Source organism: uncultured Massilia sp. (assembly GCF_913773735.1).
GTDB lineage: Bacteria > Pseudomonadota > Gammaproteobacteria > Burkholderiales > Burkholderiaceae_D > Telluria.
Genome location: NZ_CAJYEB010000022.1, coordinates 166,807 through 187,518, shown reverse-complemented (window position 1 = coordinate 187,518; position 20,712 = coordinate 166,807). Strand labels below are relative to the sequence as shown.

General features: G+C 69.6%; 18 protein-coding genes. 14 read left to right on the top strand and 4 right to left on the bottom strand.

Going from position 1 to position 20,712, the window contains the following annotated elements; all coding sequences use genetic code 11:
* Window positions 1-17: 17 nt before the first annotated feature.
* From QZ749_RS09570 to QZ749_RS09560, 3 genes are all read right to left on the bottom strand, one after another.
* Window positions 18-1,481 (bottom strand): iron-containing redox enzyme family protein, encoded by a 1,464-nt coding sequence (locus tag QZ749_RS09570; protein WP_296945859.1) that lies wholly within the window; start codon window positions 1,479-1,481, stop codon window positions 18-20.
* Window positions 1,482-1,703: 222 nt separating this feature from the next.
* Window positions 1,704-3,101, bottom strand: a complete 1,398-nt coding sequence (locus tag QZ749_RS09565) for an amino acid permease (RefSeq protein ID WP_296945857.1) — start codon at window positions 3,099-3,101, stop codon at window positions 1,704-1,706.
* Between the two features lie 288 nt (window positions 3,102-3,389).
* Complete coding sequence (locus tag QZ749_RS09560) at window positions 3,390-4,235, bottom strand: metallophosphoesterase (RefSeq protein ID WP_296945854.1); 846 nt, start codon at window positions 4,233-4,235, stop codon at window positions 3,390-3,392.
* A gap of 129 nt (window positions 4,236-4,364) precedes the next feature.
* Between QZ749_RS09560 and QZ749_RS09555 the strand changes: the two genes are divergently transcribed.
* From QZ749_RS09555 to QZ749_RS09495, 13 genes are all read left to right on the top strand, one after another.
* Entirely contained in the window at window positions 4,365-4,991 is a 627-nt protein-coding gene (locus QZ749_RS09555) for a LysE family translocator (RefSeq protein WP_296945852.1), read from the top strand.
* Window positions 4,992-5,267: 276 nt separating this feature from the next.
* On the top strand, window positions 5,268-6,497 hold the full coding sequence (locus QZ749_RS09550) for an acyl-CoA dehydrogenase family protein (protein ID WP_296945849.1): 1,230 nt from the start codon (window positions 5,268-5,270) through the stop codon (window positions 6,495-6,497).
* An 8-nt stretch (window positions 6,498-6,505) separates the two neighbouring features.
* Complete coding sequence (locus tag QZ749_RS09545) at window positions 6,506-7,318, top strand: methionine ABC transporter ATP-binding protein (RefSeq protein ID WP_296945845.1); 813 nt, start codon at window positions 6,506-6,508, stop codon at window positions 7,316-7,318.
* Complete coding sequence (locus QZ749_RS09540; RefSeq protein WP_296945841.1) at window positions 7,311-7,973, top strand: methionine ABC transporter permease; 663 nt, start codon at window positions 7,311-7,313, stop codon at window positions 7,971-7,973. The genes QZ749_RS09545 and QZ749_RS09540 overlap by 8 nt, the downstream gene beginning before the upstream one ends.
* A gap of 26 nt (window positions 7,974-7,999) precedes the next feature.
* The gene (locus QZ749_RS09535; RefSeq protein WP_296945838.1) at window positions 8,000-8,839 is read left to right on the top strand and encodes a MetQ/NlpA family ABC transporter substrate-binding protein; all 840 of its coding nucleotides are present in this window, start codon (window positions 8,000-8,002) and stop codon (window positions 8,837-8,839) included.
* Window positions 8,840-8,848: 9 nt separating this feature from the next.
* Window positions 8,849-10,231, top strand: coding sequence for an LLM class flavin-dependent oxidoreductase (locus QZ749_RS09530; protein ID WP_296945835.1), 1,383 nt, complete (start codon window positions 8,849-8,851; stop codon window positions 10,229-10,231).
* A 27-nt stretch (window positions 10,232-10,258) separates the two neighbouring features.
* Window positions 10,259-11,239 (top strand): aliphatic sulfonate ABC transporter substrate-binding protein, encoded by a 981-nt coding sequence (locus QZ749_RS09525; RefSeq protein ID WP_296945834.1) that lies wholly within the window; start codon window positions 10,259-10,261, stop codon window positions 11,237-11,239.
* A 1-nt stretch (window position 11,240) separates the two neighbouring features.
* Window positions 11,241-12,083, top strand: a complete 843-nt coding sequence (locus QZ749_RS09520; RefSeq protein ID WP_296945832.1) for an ABC transporter permease — start codon at window positions 11,241-11,243, stop codon at window positions 12,081-12,083.
* Entirely contained in the window at window positions 12,080-12,817 is a 738-nt protein-coding gene (locus QZ749_RS09515; RefSeq protein ID WP_296945831.1) for an ABC transporter ATP-binding protein, read from the top strand. The genes QZ749_RS09520 and QZ749_RS09515 overlap by 4 nt, the downstream gene beginning before the upstream one ends.
* A gap of 250 nt (window positions 12,818-13,067) precedes the next feature.
* Window positions 13,068-14,933, top strand: coding sequence for an AI-2E family transporter (locus QZ749_RS09510; RefSeq protein WP_296945828.1), 1,866 nt, complete (start codon window positions 13,068-13,070; stop codon window positions 14,931-14,933).
* Between the two features lie 56 nt (window positions 14,934-14,989).
* Complete coding sequence (locus QZ749_RS09505; RefSeq protein ID WP_296945825.1) at window positions 14,990-15,193, top strand: hypothetical protein; 204 nt, start codon at window positions 14,990-14,992, stop codon at window positions 15,191-15,193.
* Window positions 15,194-15,320: 127 nt separating this feature from the next.
* Window positions 15,321-17,507 carry a serine/threonine-protein kinase gene (locus QZ749_RS09500; RefSeq protein WP_296945823.1) on the top strand — a complete coding sequence of 729 codons (2,187 nt, stop codon included), beginning with the start codon at window positions 15,321-15,323 and terminating at the stop codon, window positions 17,505-17,507.
* 60 nt (window positions 17,508-17,567) lie between these two features.
* Window positions 17,568-17,939, top strand: a complete 372-nt coding sequence (locus QZ749_RS09495) for a hypothetical protein (protein WP_296945820.1) — start codon at window positions 17,568-17,570, stop codon at window positions 17,937-17,939.
* Here QZ749_RS09495 and QZ749_RS09490 read toward each other — a convergent pair.
* The gene (locus tag QZ749_RS09490) at window positions 17,936-19,492 is read right to left on the bottom strand and encodes a sigma 54-interacting transcriptional regulator (protein ID WP_296945817.1); all 1,557 of its coding nucleotides are present in this window, start codon (window positions 19,490-19,492) and stop codon (window positions 17,936-17,938) included. The genes QZ749_RS09495 and QZ749_RS09490 overlap by 4 nt on opposite strands.
* Before the next feature lie 195 nt (window positions 19,493-19,687).
* Between QZ749_RS09490 and QZ749_RS09485 the strand changes: the two genes are divergently transcribed.
* Window positions 19,688-20,680, top strand: a complete 993-nt coding sequence (locus QZ749_RS09485) for a hypothetical protein (RefSeq protein ID WP_296945816.1) — start codon at window positions 19,688-19,690, stop codon at window positions 20,678-20,680.
* The last annotated feature ends 32 nt before the right edge of the window (window positions 20,681-20,712 follow it).

Below are 20,712 nucleotides of genomic sequence, written 5' to 3'. Positions count from 1 at the left end.
CGTCGGTGGAATCCCGGTCAGGCGTCCAGCAGGCGCGAGTACATCCGCGTCGCCATCAGCCCGATCGCCGTGTGGTGCACCGAGGGCGACATCAGCCGCGCCAGCATGGCCATGGCTTCCTGCTTGCCGGCGGCGCTGGCGACGCGCTCTTCCAGCTGCACCAGTTCGCTGTCGCCGCCGGCGCCGGCCGAGCGGCGGCGGATCAGGCCGCGCTCCGGGTAGCCGCTGCGCTCGCCCTGCTGGTTCAGCTTGTCCAGCGTGCGCTGGCGCGCGCGGTGGCTGAGCACGCGGCCGGTGCGGCTGCTGCGGGCGTCGTCGCGGGTGCTGGTGATCCAGTCGCGCAGCACCTGCTGCTCGTAGGACGAGAACACGCCGAACATCTCGGCCCGCTCGCCCTGGATCAGGCGCCAGAAGCGGCTGTTCTCGACCGCCTCGCCGCGCTGGATCCAGCCGGAATCCTCCATCGCCTTGAGGAAGTCCGGGATGTCCTTCGGCTCGCCCAGCCAGTCGTTGACCGAGCGGCCGGCCACGCGGCAGTAATCCGAGTGCATGTTCTTGCCGATCGCCGCCTTGGCCGTGAAGATCTCGACCAGTTCGGCCTCCAGGTCGAACGCGCCGATGATCGACGTGGTGCAGGCGCCCAGGTCGTTCAGGCGGTAGCCGTCCAGCACGCGGCGCCAGAACGCGGCCGGGTCGCCCGACTGCGCGGCCAGCGTGCGCACGGCCTGCACGGCCTTGTGCGCATGGCCACTGCCGGCGTTGTCGACGGTGACGTGCAGCGTGAAGTAGTAGGGATCGATGCCCAGTTCGTTCAGCTCGTAGGAGGTGATCAGCAGGTGCAGCGGCAGCTGCTCGTAGCCGAGGTTGTAGCCCACGACCTCGGGCAGGAAAGCGTCCGCGTGGTAGGCCAGCGCCAGCTGGATCGCTCCCTGCACGAAATGCTCGTCCGACAGGTCTTCCCAGTGTTCGCAGCCGTGCGCGGCCAGCAGGCGGCGGTACAGCGTGACGTGGTTCTTGTCCGGCACGCCGTCGCCCAGCTCTTCGAGGTAGGTCTTGATGAGCGGGTGGAAGTCCGGGTTTTCCCAGCGCGGCAGCACGCCGTACAGCCAGGCGCCGTCGACCAGCTTGGTCGGCGCGGCGCCCTTCAGGAAGTACAGCGCGTGCGACTTGTTCGAGAAATAGCGGCGCGGCGCGCCGTTCTTGCGGGCCGCCAGGTATTCGCGGTAGGCCAGGCCGACGGTCTCGGCGCGGCCCTGGATCCAGCCCTGCAGTTGCCAGGGCGCTTCCGGCAGGTCGTCGGCGCCGATGGTGCGCGCCGCGGCGATCTGGGCTTGCAAATAAGCACGCGACGCCGCGGCGGCTTCCGCCGGGGTATCCAGCAGCGCAAAATAAAGTGCTTTCGAGTCGGGGGTGCCCTGCACCGGGCGCGCTTCCTGCGCGCTGCGGGTGTCGGCATTATCGACGGCAAACAGTGAGGTCATGGCAATGGTCTGGTAGATGTGCTACCCCGATTATGCGGACCCTGCCTTGCGCACGACATCGGTGCGCCACCCTCGTGCTTGTCGGACAGAACTTACAAAAATTACATGAATTTCAAATGAGTTAATCCCGTATTAATGCCTGATAGCAATATGTAAAAAGGGCGGCACATGGCCGCCCCGTTGGCGCGTGGCGGCGCACCTCGCCGCACACACTTTATTTTTTTATTGCACGTCGCGCAGCTTGGAACGCGAACGGGCGTAGCCGAAATAGACCAGCAGGCCGATCAGCAGCCAGACGCCGAAGGCGATCCAGGTGATGGCCGACAGGAACGACATCAGCGCCAGGCAGAACACCACGGCGATGGCCGGCACGACGGGCACGCCCGGGCAGCGGAACGCGCGCTTGAGGTCCGGACGCTTCTTGCGCAGCACGATCACGGCGACCGACACCAGGCAGAACGCAGCCAGGGTGCCGATGTTGACCAGTTCGGCCAGCACGTTCAGCGGGATGAAGGCGGCCATCAGGCCAAACACGATGCCGACCATCCAGGTCGCGAAGAACGGGGTGCCGTATTTCGGATGCACGCGCGAGAGTTTCTCCGGCAGCAGGCCGTCGCGCGACATGGCGAACAGGATGCGGGTCTGGCCGTAGGCCATCACCAGGATCACGGTGGTCATGCCGAGGATGGCACCCAGGTCGATCCAACCGGCGAACCAGTTCTCGCCCGCGTGCTGCAGGGCCAGCGAAACGGGGTGGTCGACGCCTTCGAACAGCTTGAACGGGACGATGCCGGTCATGATGGCGGCCACGATGACGTACAGCACGGTGCAGATCAGCAGCGAGCCGATGATGCCGATCGGCAGGTCGCGCTCCGGACGCTTGACTTCCTCGGCGGCCGAGGTCACGGCGTCGAAGCCGATGAAGGCGAAGAACACGACGGCGGCGGCGCTCATGATGCCGTTCACGCCGAACGGGGCGAACGGCGTCCAGTTCGCCGGCGCCACGTGCTTGACGCCGACGGCGATGAACAGCAGCACGACGACCGTCTTGATGATCACCATCACGTTGTTCACGCGCGCCGACTCGCGCACGCCCAGCGACAGCATCCAGGTCAGCAGCAGCATGATGACGAGGGCCGGCAGGTTCATCACGGTCTGCACGTTCGGCAGCGCGCCCGGCGCGGCCGACAGCGCCTGCGGGATCGCGATGCCGAAGCCTTTCAGCAGCGACTGGAAATAGCCGGACCAGCCGCTCGCCACGGTCGAGGTCGCCAAGCCATACTCGAGCAGCAGGTCCCAGCCGATCATCCACGCGACGATTTCGCCCAGCGTCGCATAGCTGTAGGTATAGATCGAGCCGGCGACCGGCACGGTGGACGCGAACTCCGCGTAGCACATCGCCGCGAAGCCGCAGGCGATGGCGGCGACGATGAAGGACACCGTCAGCGCCGGACCGGCGGTCAGTGCGCCGGCGCCGGTGAGCACGAAGATGCCGGTGCCGATGATGGCCCCGATGCCCATCAGGATCAGGTCGGTCGGACCCAATACCTTGCGCAGGCCGCTGGGTTTGCCGGCGGCTGCGACCATGTCGTCGAGATTCTTGGTTCTGAAAAGACTCACTGCTTTCTCCAATCGTTTGTAGAGTGATCCCGCGCCCTCGTTGTTGTGTGCACCGCCGCAGAGCGATCGTGTCGATCCCGACGGGATGCACGCGCACTTGTCTCCTCTTGGGTACGGGCCTGCGCAGCTTTCCGGCATGCAAAAACAATGCCGGGCAGCAGCATTAGCGGCGTGCCATTATCACCATTCTGTTATCCAGAATCAAAGGAAATACTTATTTTTTGTGATCGGGAGCATGAAAATGCTGCGAATCCACTGCACGGATACCATTTACTCCGGCATCGCCGCCTAGGACAGCGTGCACACCAGCAATTCCGGGTCGGCATTCAGGCGCAGCGGAATCCCGGCGCAGCCGACCCCGCGGCTCACCAGGAGGGGGCCGTTGCCGGGGATGTCGAAGCGGCCATAGCAGTAATCGCGCGATACCGGACCGCTGGGACGGAACAGCGGTGCACCATTCTGGAGCGCGATCTGCCCACCATGGGTATGCCCGGCCAGGCCGACGTCGAAGTGCTGGCGATCGAGGCGCCACAGGCCGTCGGGGGAATGCATGAGATAGATGCGCACGTCGCCGGCGCCCTCGAACGTGGCCCTCGCCGAGGGTTCGCCGGTCCACGGGTCGTCGATGCCGCACACGCTGACCTGGCCGAACGGCGCCGGCAGCGCCACGCTGCGGTTCACCAGCACGGTCACGCCGGCGTCGCGCAGCGCCGCCTCGATGGGTACGCGGCCGTTCCAGACGTCGTGGTTGCCGAGCACCGCATAGGTGCCGAGCGGCGCCCGCGCCCGGCGCAGGAAGTCGCCCAGCGCGGCGATGTTGCCGGCGTCGAAGGAAACGTAGTCGCCGCCCAGCAGCAGGACGTCGGGCCGCTCCTGCGCCAGCCGCGCGAGCAGGTCGTCGAACAGGCGGCCGTCCGTCGTGGGGCCGGCATGGAAGTCGGACGCGAAGCCGATGCGCAGGGGCCGCGCCAGGCGCTTGTCCGGCGCCAGCGCGACCGCGTGGCGCGCCACGCGCACCCGCCCCTGCCCGCCGAGCCGGTAGCTGAGGCCCGCCACCGCGCCGCCCAGCAGCAGGGCATTCAGGACGCGTTCGGTCGCGTGGCGGATCGGACGTTGATGCTTGTTCTTGGTCATGCGGGCGCAGGTTGCAAAACTGGCACTTTACACGAAGCGTCGACGCGATGGCGCGGTGCTGTCGCGCGCGTGGTAGTGCTTGCGGCAAATGAAATGTAAGATGGCCACTTTTTGCCCGCCTGCCCGCCCATGCTGACTCCCGACCAGTTCCTGGCCTTCCTCGCCGCCGCCATCCTGCTGACGCTGTCGCCCGGCCCCGACAACATGATGGTGCTGAGCATCGGCGTCGCCCGGGGACGCGCGCGCGGCGTCGCCTTCGGCCTGGGCTGCGCCTTCGGCTGCCTGAGCCACACGCTGCTGGCCGTGCTCGGCGTCAGCGCGCTGATCGCCGCCTCGCCGCTGGCCTTCGCCACGCTCAAGGTCTGCGGCGGCCTGTACCTGGCCTGGATGGGCTTGCACGCGATCCGCAGCCGCGGCGTGGCCCGCGTCGGCGCCGCCGAGGGTGCGACCGAGCCGGCGCGCGTCCTGTTCTTCAAGGGCATGCTGGCCAATGCGATCAATCCGAAGGTGGCGCTGTTCTTCCTGTCCTTCCTGCCGCAATTCGTGGCGCCCGGCCGCGGCGACGCCAACCTGCAGACGGCCCTTTTGGGCATCACGTTCACGCTGCAGGCGGCCGTGCTGTTCGGCCTGCTCGGCGCCTTTTCCGGCGCGGTGGGCGCCTGGCTGGGGCGGCGGCCGACGGCGGGCATGTGGCTGGACCGGATCGCGGGCGCGATCTTCATCGGCCTGGGGCTGCGCCTGATCGTGGCGCGATAAGTCCACGGTCATTCCCGGCCCATCGTCATCCCCGCGAAGGCGGGGATCCAAGTTCTGCATTCGCAGCCGGTACGCATGCAACCCGGGGTCCCGCCTGCGCGGGGACGACGCTGTGATGCTACCGGGAGGCTATTCCTGCCCGATCTCGCAGCATTGCGCACATGCTAGAACGTTTTTCGTTTTAACATTCCGCACATATACAAGGCGAAATATCTTCGTTCACGCGGTGTACGGCCTTTGCAATACTGGGCCTCATTGCCGAACAGGATACCGCCCATGACCCTGGCCCTCCACGCGTCCGACACGGACGCCCCCGCCGCCGCGCCGATCGCGCCCGCCGGCTACGACCCGCTCGCCGCCGCCGCCACCCTGGCCGCGCAGCTCGAACAGACCGCCGTCGAGCGCGACCGCGCCGGCGGCCATCCGGCGCGCGAACGCGAACTGGTGCGCGGCTCCGGCCTGCTGGCGCTGTCGGTGCCGCGGGAATTCGGCGGCGACGGCGCCGACTGGTCCACCGTGCTGCGCGCCGTGCGCATCGTGGCGCGCGCCGACAGCGCCCTCGCCCACCTGCTCGGCTTCCACCACCTGCAGTTGGCCGGCATCCGCCTGTACGGCGACGCGCGCCAGCAGCGCCGCCTGCTGACCGACACCATCGAGCGCGACATCTTCTGGGGCAATGCCCTGAATCCGCTCGACCGGCGCCTGGTCGCCACGCCCACGGCCGGCGGCTACGTGCTGGACGGGACCAAGAGCTTCGCCTCCGGCTCCGTCGGTGCCGACTGGCTGACCGTGTCGGCCTGGGACCCGCTGGCGCAGGCCGCGCTGGTCGCCGTGCTGCCGGCCACGCAGCCTGGCATCGCCGTGGAGGCCGACTGGGATGCCTTCGGCCAGCGCCAGACCGACAGCGGCGCCGTGCATTTCGAGCGCGTCGTGCTGCCCGAGGACCTGGTGCTGCAGCCGGCCCACCGCGCGCCGACGCCGCAGTCGACGCTGCGCTCGCAGGTGGCCCAGCTGGTCATGGCCAACCTCTACCTCGGCATTGCCGAGGGCGCCCTGGGTGCGGCGCGGCGCTACCTGCAGGAGGAAGCGCGGCCCTGGTTCGCGTCCGGCCCCGAAGTGGCGGCGGCCACCGACGACCCTTACGTGCAGCACCGCTTCGGCGAATTCCACCTGCTGGCGCGCCCGGCGCAGGCGCTGGCCGACGACGCGGGCCGCCTGCTCGATGCCGCCTTCGAGCGCGGCGCCGCCCTGTCGGCGCGCGAGCGCGGCGAGGTGGCCATCGCCGTGGCCGAGGCCAAGGTGCTGGCGCACCGCGCCGCCATCGGCATCGGCGGCCAGTTGTTCGAGCTGACCGGCGCGCGCTCGACCTCGGCCCGCTACGGCTTCGACCGCTTCTGGCGCAACGCCCGCGTGCACACGCTGCACGACCCGGTCGACTACAAGCTGCGCGACCTGGGCCGCCACGCGCTCGACGGCCGCCTGCCGGAACCGAGCGCCTACTCGTGAGCGCGGCGATGAACGGGATCGACGCCAACCCGGCCGCCCCGCTGATCCGCATCGACGGCGTGGCGAAAGCCTTCGGCGCCGGGGTCGACCGCAGCGCGGCGCTGCGCGGCGCGACCCTCGACGTGGGCGCCGGCGAGATCGTCGGCATCGCCGGCCGCAGCGGCGCAGGTAAGTCGACGCTGCTGCGCATGATCAACCTGCTGGAGAGGCCGGACCGCGGCCGCATCCTCGTCGGCGGGCGCGACCTGGCGCGGCTGGGGCGCGCCGAGCTGCGCGCGGCGCGGCGCGACATCGGCATGATCTTCCAGCAGTACAACCTGCTGCAGAACCTGACGGTGGCCGCCAACGTCGCCTTCCCGCTGCGCCTGCACGGCCTGCTGAACGCGCCGCGCCGGGAACAACGGGTGCGCGAATGCCTGGAACTGGTGGGCATCGCCGACAAGGCCAATGCCTGGCCGGCGCAGCTGTCGGGCGGGCAGAAGCAGCGCGTAGCGATCGCCCGCGCCCTCGCGAGCCAGCCGCGCATCCTGTTGTGCGACGAACCGACGTCCGCGCTCGACGCCGAGACCACGCGCGCCCTGCTGCTCACGCTGCGCGACGTCAACGCCCGGCTGGGCGTCACCATCGTCATCGTCAGCCACGAACTGCAGGCGCTGGCCGCGCTGTGCCGGCGCATCGCCGTCATCGAGGACGGCGTCGTCGCCGAGGACATCGACCTGGGCGCCACCATCGCGCCGCCGCGCACGGCGCTGGGCCGCGAACTCGCCTTCTACCGCAGCGAAGCGGTCGCCCTGTTCGGCCGGGGAGCCCAGCATGCTTGACCACCTGACCGACATCCTGCCCGAGCTCGCCGTGGCCCTGGGCCAGACCCTGACCATGCTCGGCATCGGCCTGGCTTGCGCCCTGCTGTTCGGCGGCCCGCTGGGCATCCTGCTGTTCCTGGTGGGCGACGGCCAGTCATTGCGCCACCGTCCGCTGGCGCTGCTGCTGGGCTGGACCGTGAACACGATCCGCTCCTTCCCCTTCATCATCCTGCTGGTGGCGCTGGTGCCGGTCACGCGCCTGGTGGTCGGCACCTCGATCGGCCCGCTGGCGGCTTCGGTGCCGCTGTCGGTGGCGGCGATCCCGTATTTCGCCCGCCTGGTCGAGCAGACGCTGCGCGACGTGCCGCGCGGCGTGATCGAGGCGGCGCGCTCGATGGGTGCCTCGGAGCTGCAGGTGGTCACCCGCGTGCTGCTGGTCGAGGCCCGCTCCGGCATCGTGCTGGCGCTGACGGTGCTGGCCATCAGCTTCCTGTCCTACTCGGCGGTGGCCGGCGTGGTGGGCGGCGGCGGCATCGGCGACCTGGCCATCCGCTACGGCTACTACCGTTTCGAGACCGACATCATGATCTTCACCGTCGCCGTGCTGGTGGCGGTGGTGCAAGTGATCCAGCTGTGCGGCGGCGGTCTCGCGCGCCGGCTCGACAAGCGCTGATTCTTCATCCATCCACAAGGACGAACATGCAACACTTACGCCGAGCGGCGCTGGCCGCACTCGCCGCACTCGCCGCTCTCTCCCTCGGCCACCTTCCGGCCCATGCCGGGGACGCCAGGGAAATCGTCATCGGCACCAGCGCCGGCCCCTACGCCGACCAGGTCCGGCTGGGCATCAAGCCGATCCTGGAAGGCCAGGGCTGGAAGGTCAGGATCGTCGAGTTCAACGACTACGTCCAGCCCAACTTCGCGCTGGCCGACGGTTCGCTCGACGCCAACGTGTTCCAGCACATGATTTACCTGCGCAAGTTCGCCGCCGACCACAAGCTGGCGCTGGCGGAACTCATTACCGTGCCCACCGCGCCCATCGCCATCTACAGCCGCCGCCACAAGTCGCTGGACGCGGCGAAAAGCGGCGCGACGGTGGCCCTGCCCAACGACCCGACCAACCAGGCGCGCGCGCTGGTCATGCTGGAGCAGCTCGGATGGATCCGCCTGAAGCCGGCGACCGATCCGCTCAAGGCGTCCGAACGCGACGTCGCCGCCAACCTCAGAGGCATCAAGCTGCTGCCGCTGGAGGCTGCGCAACTGCCGCGCGCGCTGCAGGACGCCGATTACGCCTTCGTCAACGGCAACTACGCGCTAGCCTCGGGCCTGAAGCTGACGGAAGCGCTGCGCACCGAGACCGTCTCGCGCAACTACGCCAACCTGGTGGCGGTGCGGCGCGGCGACGAAAACAAACCGTTCGCCAGGGCCATCGCCGCCGCCTACCGCTCGCGCGCCTTCCTGGCCTGGACCGAGAAGCACAATCCCGGCTACGCCAGGACCGATTACCAGCTCGCCCTGCTGGCCGAACCACGCCGCTGATCTCGCGCCATGCCCAAGACCATCCGCTTCAACGCCTTCCAGATGAATACCGTTGGCCACCAGTCGCCCGGCCTGTGGACGCATCCACGCGACACCAGCTGGCGCTACAAGCATGCGCGCCACTGGGTCGAACTGGCGCGCCTGCTGGAAGACGGCCGCTTCGACGCCCTGTTCCTGGCCGACGTGCTGGGCGTCTACGACGTCTACCGGGGCAGCGCCGACGCCGCCCTGCGCCACGGCGTGCAGGCGCCGCTGAACGATCCGCTGGCGCTGGTGCCGCTGATGGCCCACGCCACCCGCCACCTGGGCTTCGGCGTCACCGCGGCCGTCACCGGCGAACACCCGTACACCTTCGCCCGGCGCATGTCGACGCTCGACCACCTGAGCGAGGGCCGGGTCGGCTGGAACATCGTCACCGGCTACCTCGACAGCGCGGCGCGCAACCTGGGCGCGGCGCGCCTGCCGGGCCACGACGAGCGCTACGACCTGGCCGACGAATACCTGGACGTGGTCTACAAGCTGTGGGAACACAGCTGGGCCGACGACGCCGTCGTGGCCGACAAGGCGCGCGGCATCTACGCCGACCCGGGCAAGGTCCGTCCCATTGCCCACGAAGGGCGCTGGTATTCGGTGCCCGGCATCCACCTGAGCGAGCCTTCGCCGCAGCGCACGCCCTTCCTGTACCAGGCCGGCACCTCGGCGCGCGGCGTCGCCTTCGCGGCCCGCCACGCTGAGGCAACGTTCGTGTCGGGGCCGAGCAAGGCGGTGGTGCGGCGCTACGTGGACGCCATCCGCGTCGCGGCGCGCGCCGCCGGGCGCGATCCGGCCGGCCTGCTGGTGTATGCCCAGGCGCTGATCGTGGTCGCGCCGACCGCCGCGCAAGCCGAAGAAAAATACCGCGACTACCTGGCGCATGTAGACGTCGAGGCGGCGCTGGCGCTGCTGTCCGGCTGGACCGGCGTCGACTTTTCGCGCGCCGACCCGGACGCTCCAATCCACTACGTCGACACCGATGCCGGCCGCACGGCGCTGGCCTCGCTCAGCGTGGCCGACCCGGCGCGCAGCTGGACCGTGCGCGAGGCGGCGCAATTCATCGGCCTGGGCGGACGCGGACCGGTGCTGGTCGGCGACCCGAAACAGGTGGCCGACCAGCTGGAAAGCTGGATCGACGACACCGGCGCCGACGGCTTCAACCTCGCCGTCGCCGTGGCCCACGAATCGATGCGCGACGTGGTCGAGCTGGTGGTGCCGGAACTGCAGCGCCGCGGGCGCTACCGCAAACACTACGAGGAAGCGACGCTGCGCCACCAGTTGCTGGGACGCGGCGACCGCCTGCCCGCATGGCACGCGGGCAGGCACGTTGAAATCGGCGGCAAGCGTTGCGCGGCCTGAACATCACGACAAGAGAAAAGGAAATCCATGAAACGCCGCACCCTCCTGCAATTGGCCGCCGCCGGCGCCGCCACCGCCACGCTGCCGCGCAGCGCCGCCGCCGCGCCCCTGGACGAGCTGCGCCTCGACTATGCCTACTACTCGCCCACCAGCCTGGTGCTGCGCCGCTTCGGCTGGCTCGAGCAGGAATTCAAGCCGGACGGCACCAGCGTCAAGTGGGTGCTCAGCGCCGGCAGCAATCGCGCGCTCGAATACCTGAACGCGGGCAGCATCGACATCGGCTCTTCGGCCGGCCTGGCCGCCCTGCTGGCGCGCGCCAACGGCAATCCGATCCGCACGCCCTACATCTATTCGCGTCCGGAATGGACGGCGCTGGTGGTGCGCAAGGACTCGCCGATCCGCACGCTGGCCGACCTGAAGGGCAAGAAGATCGCCGCCACCAAGGGTACCGACCCCTACCTGTTCCTGCTGCGCGCGCTGCCGCTGGCGGGCCTGAAGCGCGGCGACATCGAGCACGTCAGCCTGCAGCACGCCGACGGCCGCGCCGCGCTCGAGCAGGGGAAGGTAGACGCCTGGGCCGGGCTCGATCCGCACATGGCGGCCAGCGAACTGGAAAGCGGTTCGCGCCTGCTGTACCGGAACGTCACATTCAATACCTATGGCTTTCTCAACGTGCGCGAACAGTTCCTGGCCAGCCGCCCGAAGGAGGCCGCGCGCGTCATCAAGTCTTATGAACGGGCGCGCGCCTGGATCCGCGCCAACCCCGGCGAGGCCGCGAAGATCCTGGCCGAGGAAGCCAAGGTCTCGCTGCCGGTCGCCCTCCTGCAGATCAAGCTGCGCAGCGACTTCTCGCAACCGCAGCCGGGCGCCGAACACCTGGCGGCGCTGCGCCAGGCCGCGCCGATCCTGCTGGACGAGGGCCTGGTCAAGACGGGCACGGACCTGGACCGCGTGGTCGGCGAGCTGGTCGACACGCGCTTCGCCCAACCGTACCTGGCCAGGGCTTGAGATGGCGGCGCCCGCACTGACCCGCCGTGCCGTTGCCCGAGCGGCCGCGCCGCCCCCGCGCCGCCGGCCGCATGCCGGCCGCATCGCCTGGCTGCTGCTGCCCTTCGCGCTGCCGGCGCTGGCACTCGGCGGCGCCGAGATCGCCGTGCGTGCGCGGCTGATACCGGCCAACCTGATGCCGCCGCCGTCCGAGATCGCCGCGACGCTGGCCTGGCTCGCCGGCCACGGCCTGCCGGCCCACCTGGCCGCCAGCATCCTGCGCGTGGCGGCGGGCTTCGGCACCGGCGCGCTGGCGGGCGCCCTGTTCGGCGCCGTGGTCGCGCTCGACCGCCGCGCCGCGCGCCTGCTCGACCCGAGCCTGCAGGCGCTGCGCGCGATCCCGTCGCTGGCCTGGGTGCCGTTGCTGCTGCTCTGGTTCGGCATCGACGAGCTGCCCAAGCTGGTCCTGATCGGCATCGGCGCCTTCTTTCCGGTCTATACGGGCGTGGTGTCCGGCTTTGGCGGCGTGGACCGCAAGCTGGTCGAGGTCGGGCGCCTGTACCGCCTGGCGCCGCCCGCGCTGGTGCGGCGCGTGCTGCTGCCGGCCGCGCTGCCGGCCATCCTCACCGGCCTGCGCAACGGGCTGGCGCTGGCCTGGATGTTCATGGTGGCCGCCGAGCTGATCGCCGCCTCGCGCGGCCTGGGCTACCTGCTGTCGGACGGCCGCGAGACCAGCCGCGCCGACATCGTGCTGGCCGCCATCGTGCTGCTGGCCATCCTCGGCAAGGCCAGCGACATGGCCATGGTCGCGGTCGAGCGGCGCCTGCTGGCCTGGCGCGACACCCACGCCGGAGCGCAAACATGAGCCTCCTGCAGATCGACGTCGACGACAAGCGCTTCGGCGCGCGCACCGTGCTGCGCGGCCTGCGCGTCGGCCTCGCCGCCGGCGAGATCGTCGGCCTGCTGGGCGCCAGCGGCTGCGGCAAGAGCACGCTGCTGGCCATCGCCGCGGGCCTGGACCGCGACGCCAGGGCATCCGTACGCCTGGACGGCCGGCCGCTCGCGGGTCCGGACGCCGGCATCGGCTTCGTGTTCCAGGAACCGCGCCTGTTTCCCTGGCTGACGGTGGCGCAGAACGTGGCCTTCGGCGCGAGCGGACGGCATGCCGACGCCGACGCCATCGAGGCGCTGCTGGCCGAAGTGGGCCTGGGCGGGCGCGGCGAGGCGCTGCCCAAGCACCTGTCCGGCGGCCAGGCCCAGCGCGTGGCGCTGGCACGCGGCCTGTACACGCATCCGCGGGTGCTGCTGCTGGACGAACCCTTCTCGGCCGTCGACGCGATCACGCGCACGGCGCTGCAGGACCTGCTGGCGCGGGTGGCCGCAGAACGGGGCCTGGGGGTGCTGCTGGTGACGCACGACATCGACGAGGCAGTGCACCTGAGCGACCGCATCGTACTGCTGGAGCGCCAGCCGGGGCCGCCGCGCGCCGAGCTGCAGGTCGGGCTGCCGAGGCCGCGGCGGCGCGGGGATGCGCGGGCGGGGGCGTTGCGGGAGCGCTTGCTGGGGTTGCTCGATGCGGGCATCGACGCAAGCGCATGAATGGCCGTCTCCCCGGCGCAGGCCGGGGTCCAATTGTTGCATGCATCCCGGCTGCACCGAAAAATTGGGTCCCGGCCTGCGCCGGGACGACGTGCATGCATGGTCATTGCATTTTCCGCATGCAATACTCCGCCTTTTCAGATATTTCCATGATGGAATTTGATTGAGTGCCACTTTTTAGTTACATTGGAGGTTTTATGTTTACTGGTTAGCCTTGGGTCCGCCGAGGCCGCCTGCCCGCACCACGCGAATGCGCGATTCCTCCTTGCTCAAGCACCTGACCTCCGGCTCCATCGTCACGGCCTGCTGCGTCCTCGGGCTCCTCTATTTCGGCCGCGACGTCCTCGAGCCGCTCGCGCTTGCCGCCATCCTCAGCCTCGTCATCGCGCCGCTGATCCGGGGCATGCGCCGGTTCGGCCTGGCGCACCTGCCGGCCACGCTGCTGTCGGTGCTGATCGTCGGCACCTGCGTGGTGGGCCTGAGCACCATCCTCGCGTTCCAGCTGGTGGCCGTGTCGCGCGACCTGCCGCGCTACCGCGCCGCCATCCGCACCAAGGTCGCCGCCGTGCGCGAGATGACGGAGCGGCCGTTCGCGCGCATCGAGGCCGAGCTGAGCGCCGTCTCGCCGCAGGAACGCGGCAATACGGTCAGCGCGCGGCGCGGCATCACCACCGTGACCGTCAGCCCGACGCAGCCGCTGCCGGTCGAGATCCGCCAGCCGCGCCTGACCACCAGCGACCAGATCGCGCGCCTGTTCTCGATGGCCTGGGGGCCGCTCGGCGAAGCCGGCCTGGTCCTGGTGCTGCTGGTCTTCATCTCGCTCGAACACGAATCGCTGCGCGACCGCCTGATCCGCCTGGCCGGCAAGGACGACATCGGCCGCACCATCCGCACGCTGTCCGATGCCGCCGAGGGCGTGTCGCGCTTCTTCTTCTCGCAGTTCATCGTCAACATCACCTTCGGCACCCTGATCGGCCTGCTGCTCTGGCTGGCCGGCGTGCCGCATGCGGGCCTGTGGGGCGCGCTGTCCGGGATGCTGCGCTTCGTCCCCTACCTGGGCATCATGGCGGCCGGCGTCATCATCGCCATCTTCGTGGCCGCCATCGACCCGGGCTGGCAGCTGGCGATCTCCTGCATCGCCCTGTTCCTGGCGCTGGAAATGTTCGTCGCCAACGTCGTCGAGCCGAAGGTGTACGGCCACAGCTCGGGCCTGTCGCCGCTGGCGGTGATCGTCTCGGCCGTGTTCTGGGGCGCGCTGTGGGGACCGGTGGGGCTGCTGCTGTCCACGCCGCTGACGCTGTGCCTGGTCGTGGCCGGGCGCCACGTGCGCGGGTTCGAGCCGGTGACGATCCTGCTTGGCGACGCGCCCAGCGTGACCGGCGCCCAGCGCCTGTACCAGCGCGTGCTGGCCGGCGACACGTACACCATCCTGCGCGACGCCCGCGCCTACCTGCGCCGCGCCAGCTTCGCGCGCTACTGCGACCAGATCCTGCTGCCCGGCCTGGCGATGGCCGGCGGCGACCTGCGCTCCGGCCGCATCGAGTCGTCCCAGCTCGACACCATGCGCACGACGATCGCCAGCGTGGCGACGATGCTGGCGCCGGACGCGGCCAAGCCGACGCGCAGCCGCCGCCGCCGCGACGTGTCCCTGCTCGACGCCAACCTCGGCGCGCACCTGCGCAAGATGCGCGAGAACCGCCACGGCCGCTGGCAGGGATCGCTGGACGTGCCGGCGCACTCGATCGTCCTGTGCGCCGCCCTGCCGGCCGAGCGCGACGAGGTGCTGAGCGAGCTGCTGGTGCGCGCGCTGCGCGAGGCCGACATCGACGCGCGCAGCATCACGCTGGGCGACGAGGACACGCCGGGCGCCGACAAGGCCGAACTGGTCTCGACCGTGTTCCTGCCCTACCCACTCGAGGACAACCTGGCCCCCTGGCTGTCGGCCGCGCGGGCCCTGCGCGACGCGCTGCCAACCGTGCTGCTGGCGACCATCAAGCTGCCGTTCGACCAGTCGAGCGTGACCCAGGCGGCGGTCGAGAACCACGTCGACATCGTGCTGCGCTCGTTCGAGGAAGCGCTGGCGTTCGTGGCGCCGGAACGGCCGGCACGGACGTGATCCCTGGGATTGCCCGAACCACCATTCCACCATTCCAATTGAGGAGACCCGCCACCATGGAACAGGACCCGTTGAACCGCCGCCTTGCGGAACTCAAGGAAGAGCTGGTCAGGTGCGACGACCGGCTGCTCAGGATCGCCAGGGAAAAGAGCGAGCTCGAGCACACGATATCGCGGATCCGGGGAGCGATCGACGTACTGGAGGAATACCAGCGCGACATGGTGCAGCAGGCCCAGGCGCGAGCGGACCGGCCGGCATAGCCGGGAGGCGGGCGGCCGGCGGTCGCGGTCCGTCTGCTTCACGCAACTAAAAATTGCATTTAGGCATCCATTTTTAGTTTCCCCATTGCTATAATCAGGAACACATCAGCGTTCCCTATCCCTTGGCATGGCCGTTCCCGACGACGTTCTCCCTCCCCGCGCACCCTCCGCCGCAGCCTTGCCCGCGTCGTTCGGCCATTACGCATTCCGCGCCCGCCTCGGCGAAGGCGGCCAGGGCGAGGTCTACGAGGCGTGGGACAGCAAGCTGCAGCGCAGCGTCGCCATCAAGCGCATCCGCCACGACGGCACGGCGACTGCCGAAGACCTCGTGCGCGAGGCGCGGATGGCGGCGTCGCTGCGGCACCCGGCGTTCGTCAAGGTCCATGCGGTCGAGGACGTCGGCAGCAGCCAGTTCATCGTCATGGAACTGGTGCCGGGGCGGACGCTCAAGCAGGTGCTGGCCGATGGCAAGCCGGACGTGGACGCCGCACTCGACTGGGTGCGCCAGGTCGCGCTTGCCATGCGCGATGCGCACGCGTCCGGTCTGGTGCATGGCGACCTGAAGCCGTCCAACGTGATGATCGAGCCGGACGGCAAGGTGCGTATCCTGGATTTCGGCCTGGCGCTGCGCCAGGATGCGCTGGCGACGACGACGGTCACCCAGTCGGAGCCCTGCGGGACGATCGCCTACATGGCGCCGGAACGCCTGCTGGGCGGTTTGCCGGACGAGCGTGGCGACGTGTATGCGCTCGGCGTCATGCTGTATGAAGTCCTCGTCGGCCGCCGGCCTTTTTCCACCCTGAATGGGCTGGCCCTCGCCGCCGCGCATGTCCAGTCGTCCTCCGACAGCTGGGAATACCCCGACAGCATCGACACGCCCTTGATTGCGCTGATTCGCGCGATGACTGCGCGACAAGCCGAGCATCGTATTCCGACGATGGCCGATGTGCTGCGGCGGATCGGCCAGGATGCCAGCGGTCCGGTCGCCGTCCCCGTCGTTCCCGTCGACGCCGGTGCGGCGCCCCGCGCGCTATGGGCGCCGCGCTCGCGCGCGTCCCTCGTCGCCGGCGCGGCCGCCGCCGTCGTGCTCGCGGCCGGCGGCGCCTGGTGGATGGCCGATTTTCGCGCGGGCCCCATCGACCAGCACCGGCTGTTCTATTCCGAAGCGAACGAGATGGGCCGCGGTCTCGCCGCCCTGAAACTGTTCGATCGCCCGGGCGAACTGGAAAAGGCGGAAGCCGCATTCAAGCAGGTGCTCGACCACAATCCGGACAGTGCCGGCGCCGCGGCCGGCATATCGCTGGCCTACAACCTGCGCTATGCGGGAGACCGCCAGGACGAGATCTGGCTGCAAAAGGCCAGCGCGAGCGCACAACTGTCGCTGAAGCTCGACCCCCAGCTCGCGCTCGGCCATATCGCCAACGGCGCCGTCATGGATAGCGAAGGCCAGTTCGACCGCGCCCTGGGCGCGTACGATCATGCGCTGCGCCTGGATCCGGGCAATTACTTTGCATGGTATGGCAAGGTGGAATCGCTGCGCCACGCCCGCCGCTATCCCGAAGCGTTGGCTGCGCTTGCGGATGCCATCAAGCGATTCCCGAAAGAACGTGTATTTGCGGACGAATTGGGCACGACGTATTTTGCCCAGGAAAACTACCAGGCGGCGGAACAGGCGTTTCGTCACAGCATCGCCTTGCAGCCCGACGCCGTACTCGCCTATGCCAACCTGAACGCCGTCCTCCTGCACCAGAACCGCAACGACGAAGCGTTGCGCGTGCTACAGCAGGGGCTGCAGGTACGCCCGAATGCCAAGCTGTACAGCAATCTCGGGAACGCGCTGTTCTTGCGTGGCGACTATGTCGGCGCCGCCGAAGCGTTCGAGAACGCCGTGTCGCCGACCCGTGGCGCACCGGGAAAATATTTGTACTGGGCCAACCTCGGTGACACGCTGCTATGGCTGCCGGGCCGCGAACAGCAGGCCAGGCAGGCCTACGCCAGGGCGCGCGACTTGCTCGCGCCTCAGTTGCAGCGCTCGCCCGACGATGTCGTGCTGGTATCGCGCATGGGACTCTACGCGGCCCGCGCGGGCGAGCAGGCGCAGGCCATCGCGTTGATGCAGCATGCCGTCGCGCTGGCGCCGAAGGACGCGAAGGTCCAGTTCCGCGCCGGCCTGGCCTATGAGTTGCTCGGCAAGCGCGACCTCGCGCTGCAGGCCATCGGCGCCGCCAGGCGCCTCGGCTATCCGAGCAAGCTCATCGATGCAGAACCCGACCTCATCAACCTGCGTCGCGATCCAGCGTATCAGGACGACTAATGGATTTCAACTGCGGATTTTCCGCTCAACCGCCGTGCCAAAACAGGGAGAAATTAGAAAATGTCCGTCACTCATGAACTGAAAATCACGTTTTCTCAAGGCCGCGAACTGGCCTCGTGGGAGTTCGATGATAAAGGCACCGAAAAGTGCTGCAACGTGCTTCCCGGCGACAAGATCAACCTGACGTTCGACGGTCCTGGCCACCTTGCCGAAGGCGTGCTGCTGTGCGGCCAGATGCAGGAAGGCCTGTCCTCCAGTGCATTCGTCGAAGGAAACCACATCAACCTGAAAGAGCATCGTACCTTGACGGTCGCCCAGCAAATGGGGCTGTGGGGATTCTCGATCGCCTTCTCCGCGCGCAACGTCGACGCGACGACGTCGTTCTATTACGTTCCGGATCCGGAGGTCGATGTCGGCTCCAAGGGCGACTAGGCGATCTCCCGCAAGCGCCGGACTTCCCGACGCAACGACTCCGACGGCGTCTTGAGCGCCGCCGCCGCGCGCGCCACGTCCTCGCCGGACGCGCACATGGCGTGCGCGATCTCTTGCGGCGGAATCTTCTCCGCCCAGCGGATCTGCCCATGCGCGTCGAGCAGCTTGTACATGCTCGGCCGCGAAATCCCCAGCGCGCGCGCCGCCGCCTGCACGTTCCACTCGTTGTCCACCATCGCCGCCAGCACGTCGTCGTCCGTCAACGCGGACGGCTTGCGCTTTGGCGCCGGCGACGCGACGTCGGCCGCCACCGGCGCGACGGCCGGGGCAACCACCGGGGCAACGGCGGCCGTGGCCTGCTCGGCCACCGTCACCCGCGCCGCGCTCGGCACGGCCATGGCGCCCATGCGCACCAGTTGCTCCAGGTGCGGCACCCCGCCGTTGGCCACCAGCAGCGCCACACGCTTGAGGGTGTGCGCCAGCTGGCGGATATTGCCGGGCCAGTCGTAGCAGGCGATTTCCGTCACCAGGCTTGCCGGCAGCGGCGGCAGCGGACCCTGCGCGGCCAGCAGGTGGACGATCAGTACGCCGATGTCCTCGCGCCGGGCGCGCAGCGGCGGCAGCTGGATCGTGAAGCCTTCCAGGCGGCGCAGCAGCGCCTGGTTGAAGGCGGCGCTGTCGAGGTTCTGGTCGGTGGCGGCGACCAGGCGCGCCGTCGTGCGGCGTTCCTGGGCCGCGCCCAGCGGACGGTAGTCGCCGCCCTCCAGCACGCGCAGCAGCATCGGCTGGACGCTGGCCGGCGCGTTGCCGATCTCGTCGAGGAACAGCGTCGCACCGTCGGCTTCCGCGAACAGGCCCTTGCGGTCGGCCTGGGCGCCGGTGTAGGCGCCCTTGGCGGCGCCGAACAGGTCGGCGGCGGCCAGCGATTCGTTCAGGGCGGCCATGTTCACCGTCACCAGCTTCTCGGCGCGGCGCGCGCCCAGCGCGTGGATGCCGCGCGCGGCGATTTCCTTGCCGGTGCCGGTCTCGCCCAGGAGCAGCACGGTGAGGTCGGTCGGCGCCACCATGCGCACCTGGTCGCGCAGGCCGATCGCGGCGCTGCCCACGCCCGCCAGGCCCGGCACCGGGTTGTGCTTGGGCAGGCAGGTCATCCAGTGCAGGCACAGAACCACGGCGCGGCCCAGCGTCAGGATCTGGCCCGCCGCCACGGCGGCGGCGTCGAAGCGCAACAGGCCTTCGGCGGGGCAGCCGTTCAGCTCCACCGTCATGCGGCTGGCCGGCAGTTGCAGCGTCACTTCGTCGGCGCGGTTGCGCGCGAAGCGCAGCGGCTCGCGCGAGATGCCGCCATGGCCCAGCGGCAGGCCGTCGTGGCCGGGACGGCTGAACTGCGGGGCGTAGCGGTTCAGTTCGAGCATGCCGGCGTCGCCCACGTACTGCTCGCCGATGCGGCCCGCGTCCGGATGCCAGACGATCGTCAGCGCCAGCAGCGGACGGTCGGCGCCGCCGGGCGCGGACAAGGGCGAGGTCAGCGTGAAGTCGTCAAAGTCGTTCATGGTTCGTCGCCCCGCGCATGCTTTACATGTAAAAAACATGGCAATTTTACACGCGGCAATGTCAGTCGGGGTGTAAAAAAGACGGCATTTTCCGGTAAAACCAACTGAAACGTGACCAAAACCGTATGGCATGGCGCTTGCAATACCCATGTTGCCGCCGCAACCCCGCGGCCAACCCAACAAGCGAACCACGACATGCCTACGTCCCGCCCCGCTTCGATCATGCCGCCCGCCGACGTCCGCGTCACGCTCGACGTCAACCGCCTGAACCTGCTGCGCCAGCGGCCCGCCGAGGGCGACGAGGCCGTCTCCGAACGCTTCCTCGGCCGCCGCCAGTGCCTGACCCGGGCCGCGCTCAAGCGCGCCGAGTCGGGACGGCCGGTACGCTTTCGCACCGTGCGCCACCTGGCGGCGTTCTACGGGGTCGGCGTCGAGGCCCTGATCGCGCCCCCCGCCGGCGCCGCGCCCGCGCTGACCGGCAAGGCCTTCGGCGTGGAGCGCCTGCAGTGCGCGGCACTGTACGACGGCGTGCTGGCGACCGGCGCCGGACGGCTGGTCGACGTGCGCGGCGCGCCAGGTTCGGACAAGTCGGCGATGCTGGTCGAGTGCGCCGAGGATGCGCGCCGGCGCGGCTTCTCGGCCATCAACCTGGGCCTGGGCCAGCACGCCGCCGACCTCGACGCGCGCGCCGGCGCCCCGCTGGCCCGGCTGGTGCGCGCCCTGCTCTACATCGGTCCGGACGACGGCGGCGACGTCGACGACATGGTGCGCAGCCGCTGCCGCGCGCTCGGCCTGTGCGCCGAGCACGTCGACGCCTGCCTGGGCATGCTGGACGGGCCGCAGGCGTGGCCGCTGCCGGCGACCCAGGCCTTGAATGCGGCCGCCCTGTGCGCCCTGGTGCGGCAGCGCGCGCGGCGCCAGCCGCTGCTGCTGGCGATCGACGACGCCCAGTGCGCCGACTGGAACCTGATGGTGATGATCGATACGGTGCTGCCGGCCACGCTGGACGTGCCGGTGGTCTGGATGATCGCGTCGGAACAGCTGCCCGGCCCGCAGGGCCAGCCGCTCGGCGCGCGCCTGGACGCCCTGCCGCGCACGACCTTCCACCTGCCCGGCATGCCGGGCGCGCGGCCGGTGCCGTGCGCGGCCAGCGTGGCCAGGCTGGGGCGTGCGTACCGGATCAACTGAACCCGCCACCCCGGCGCAGGCCTGGGTCCAAT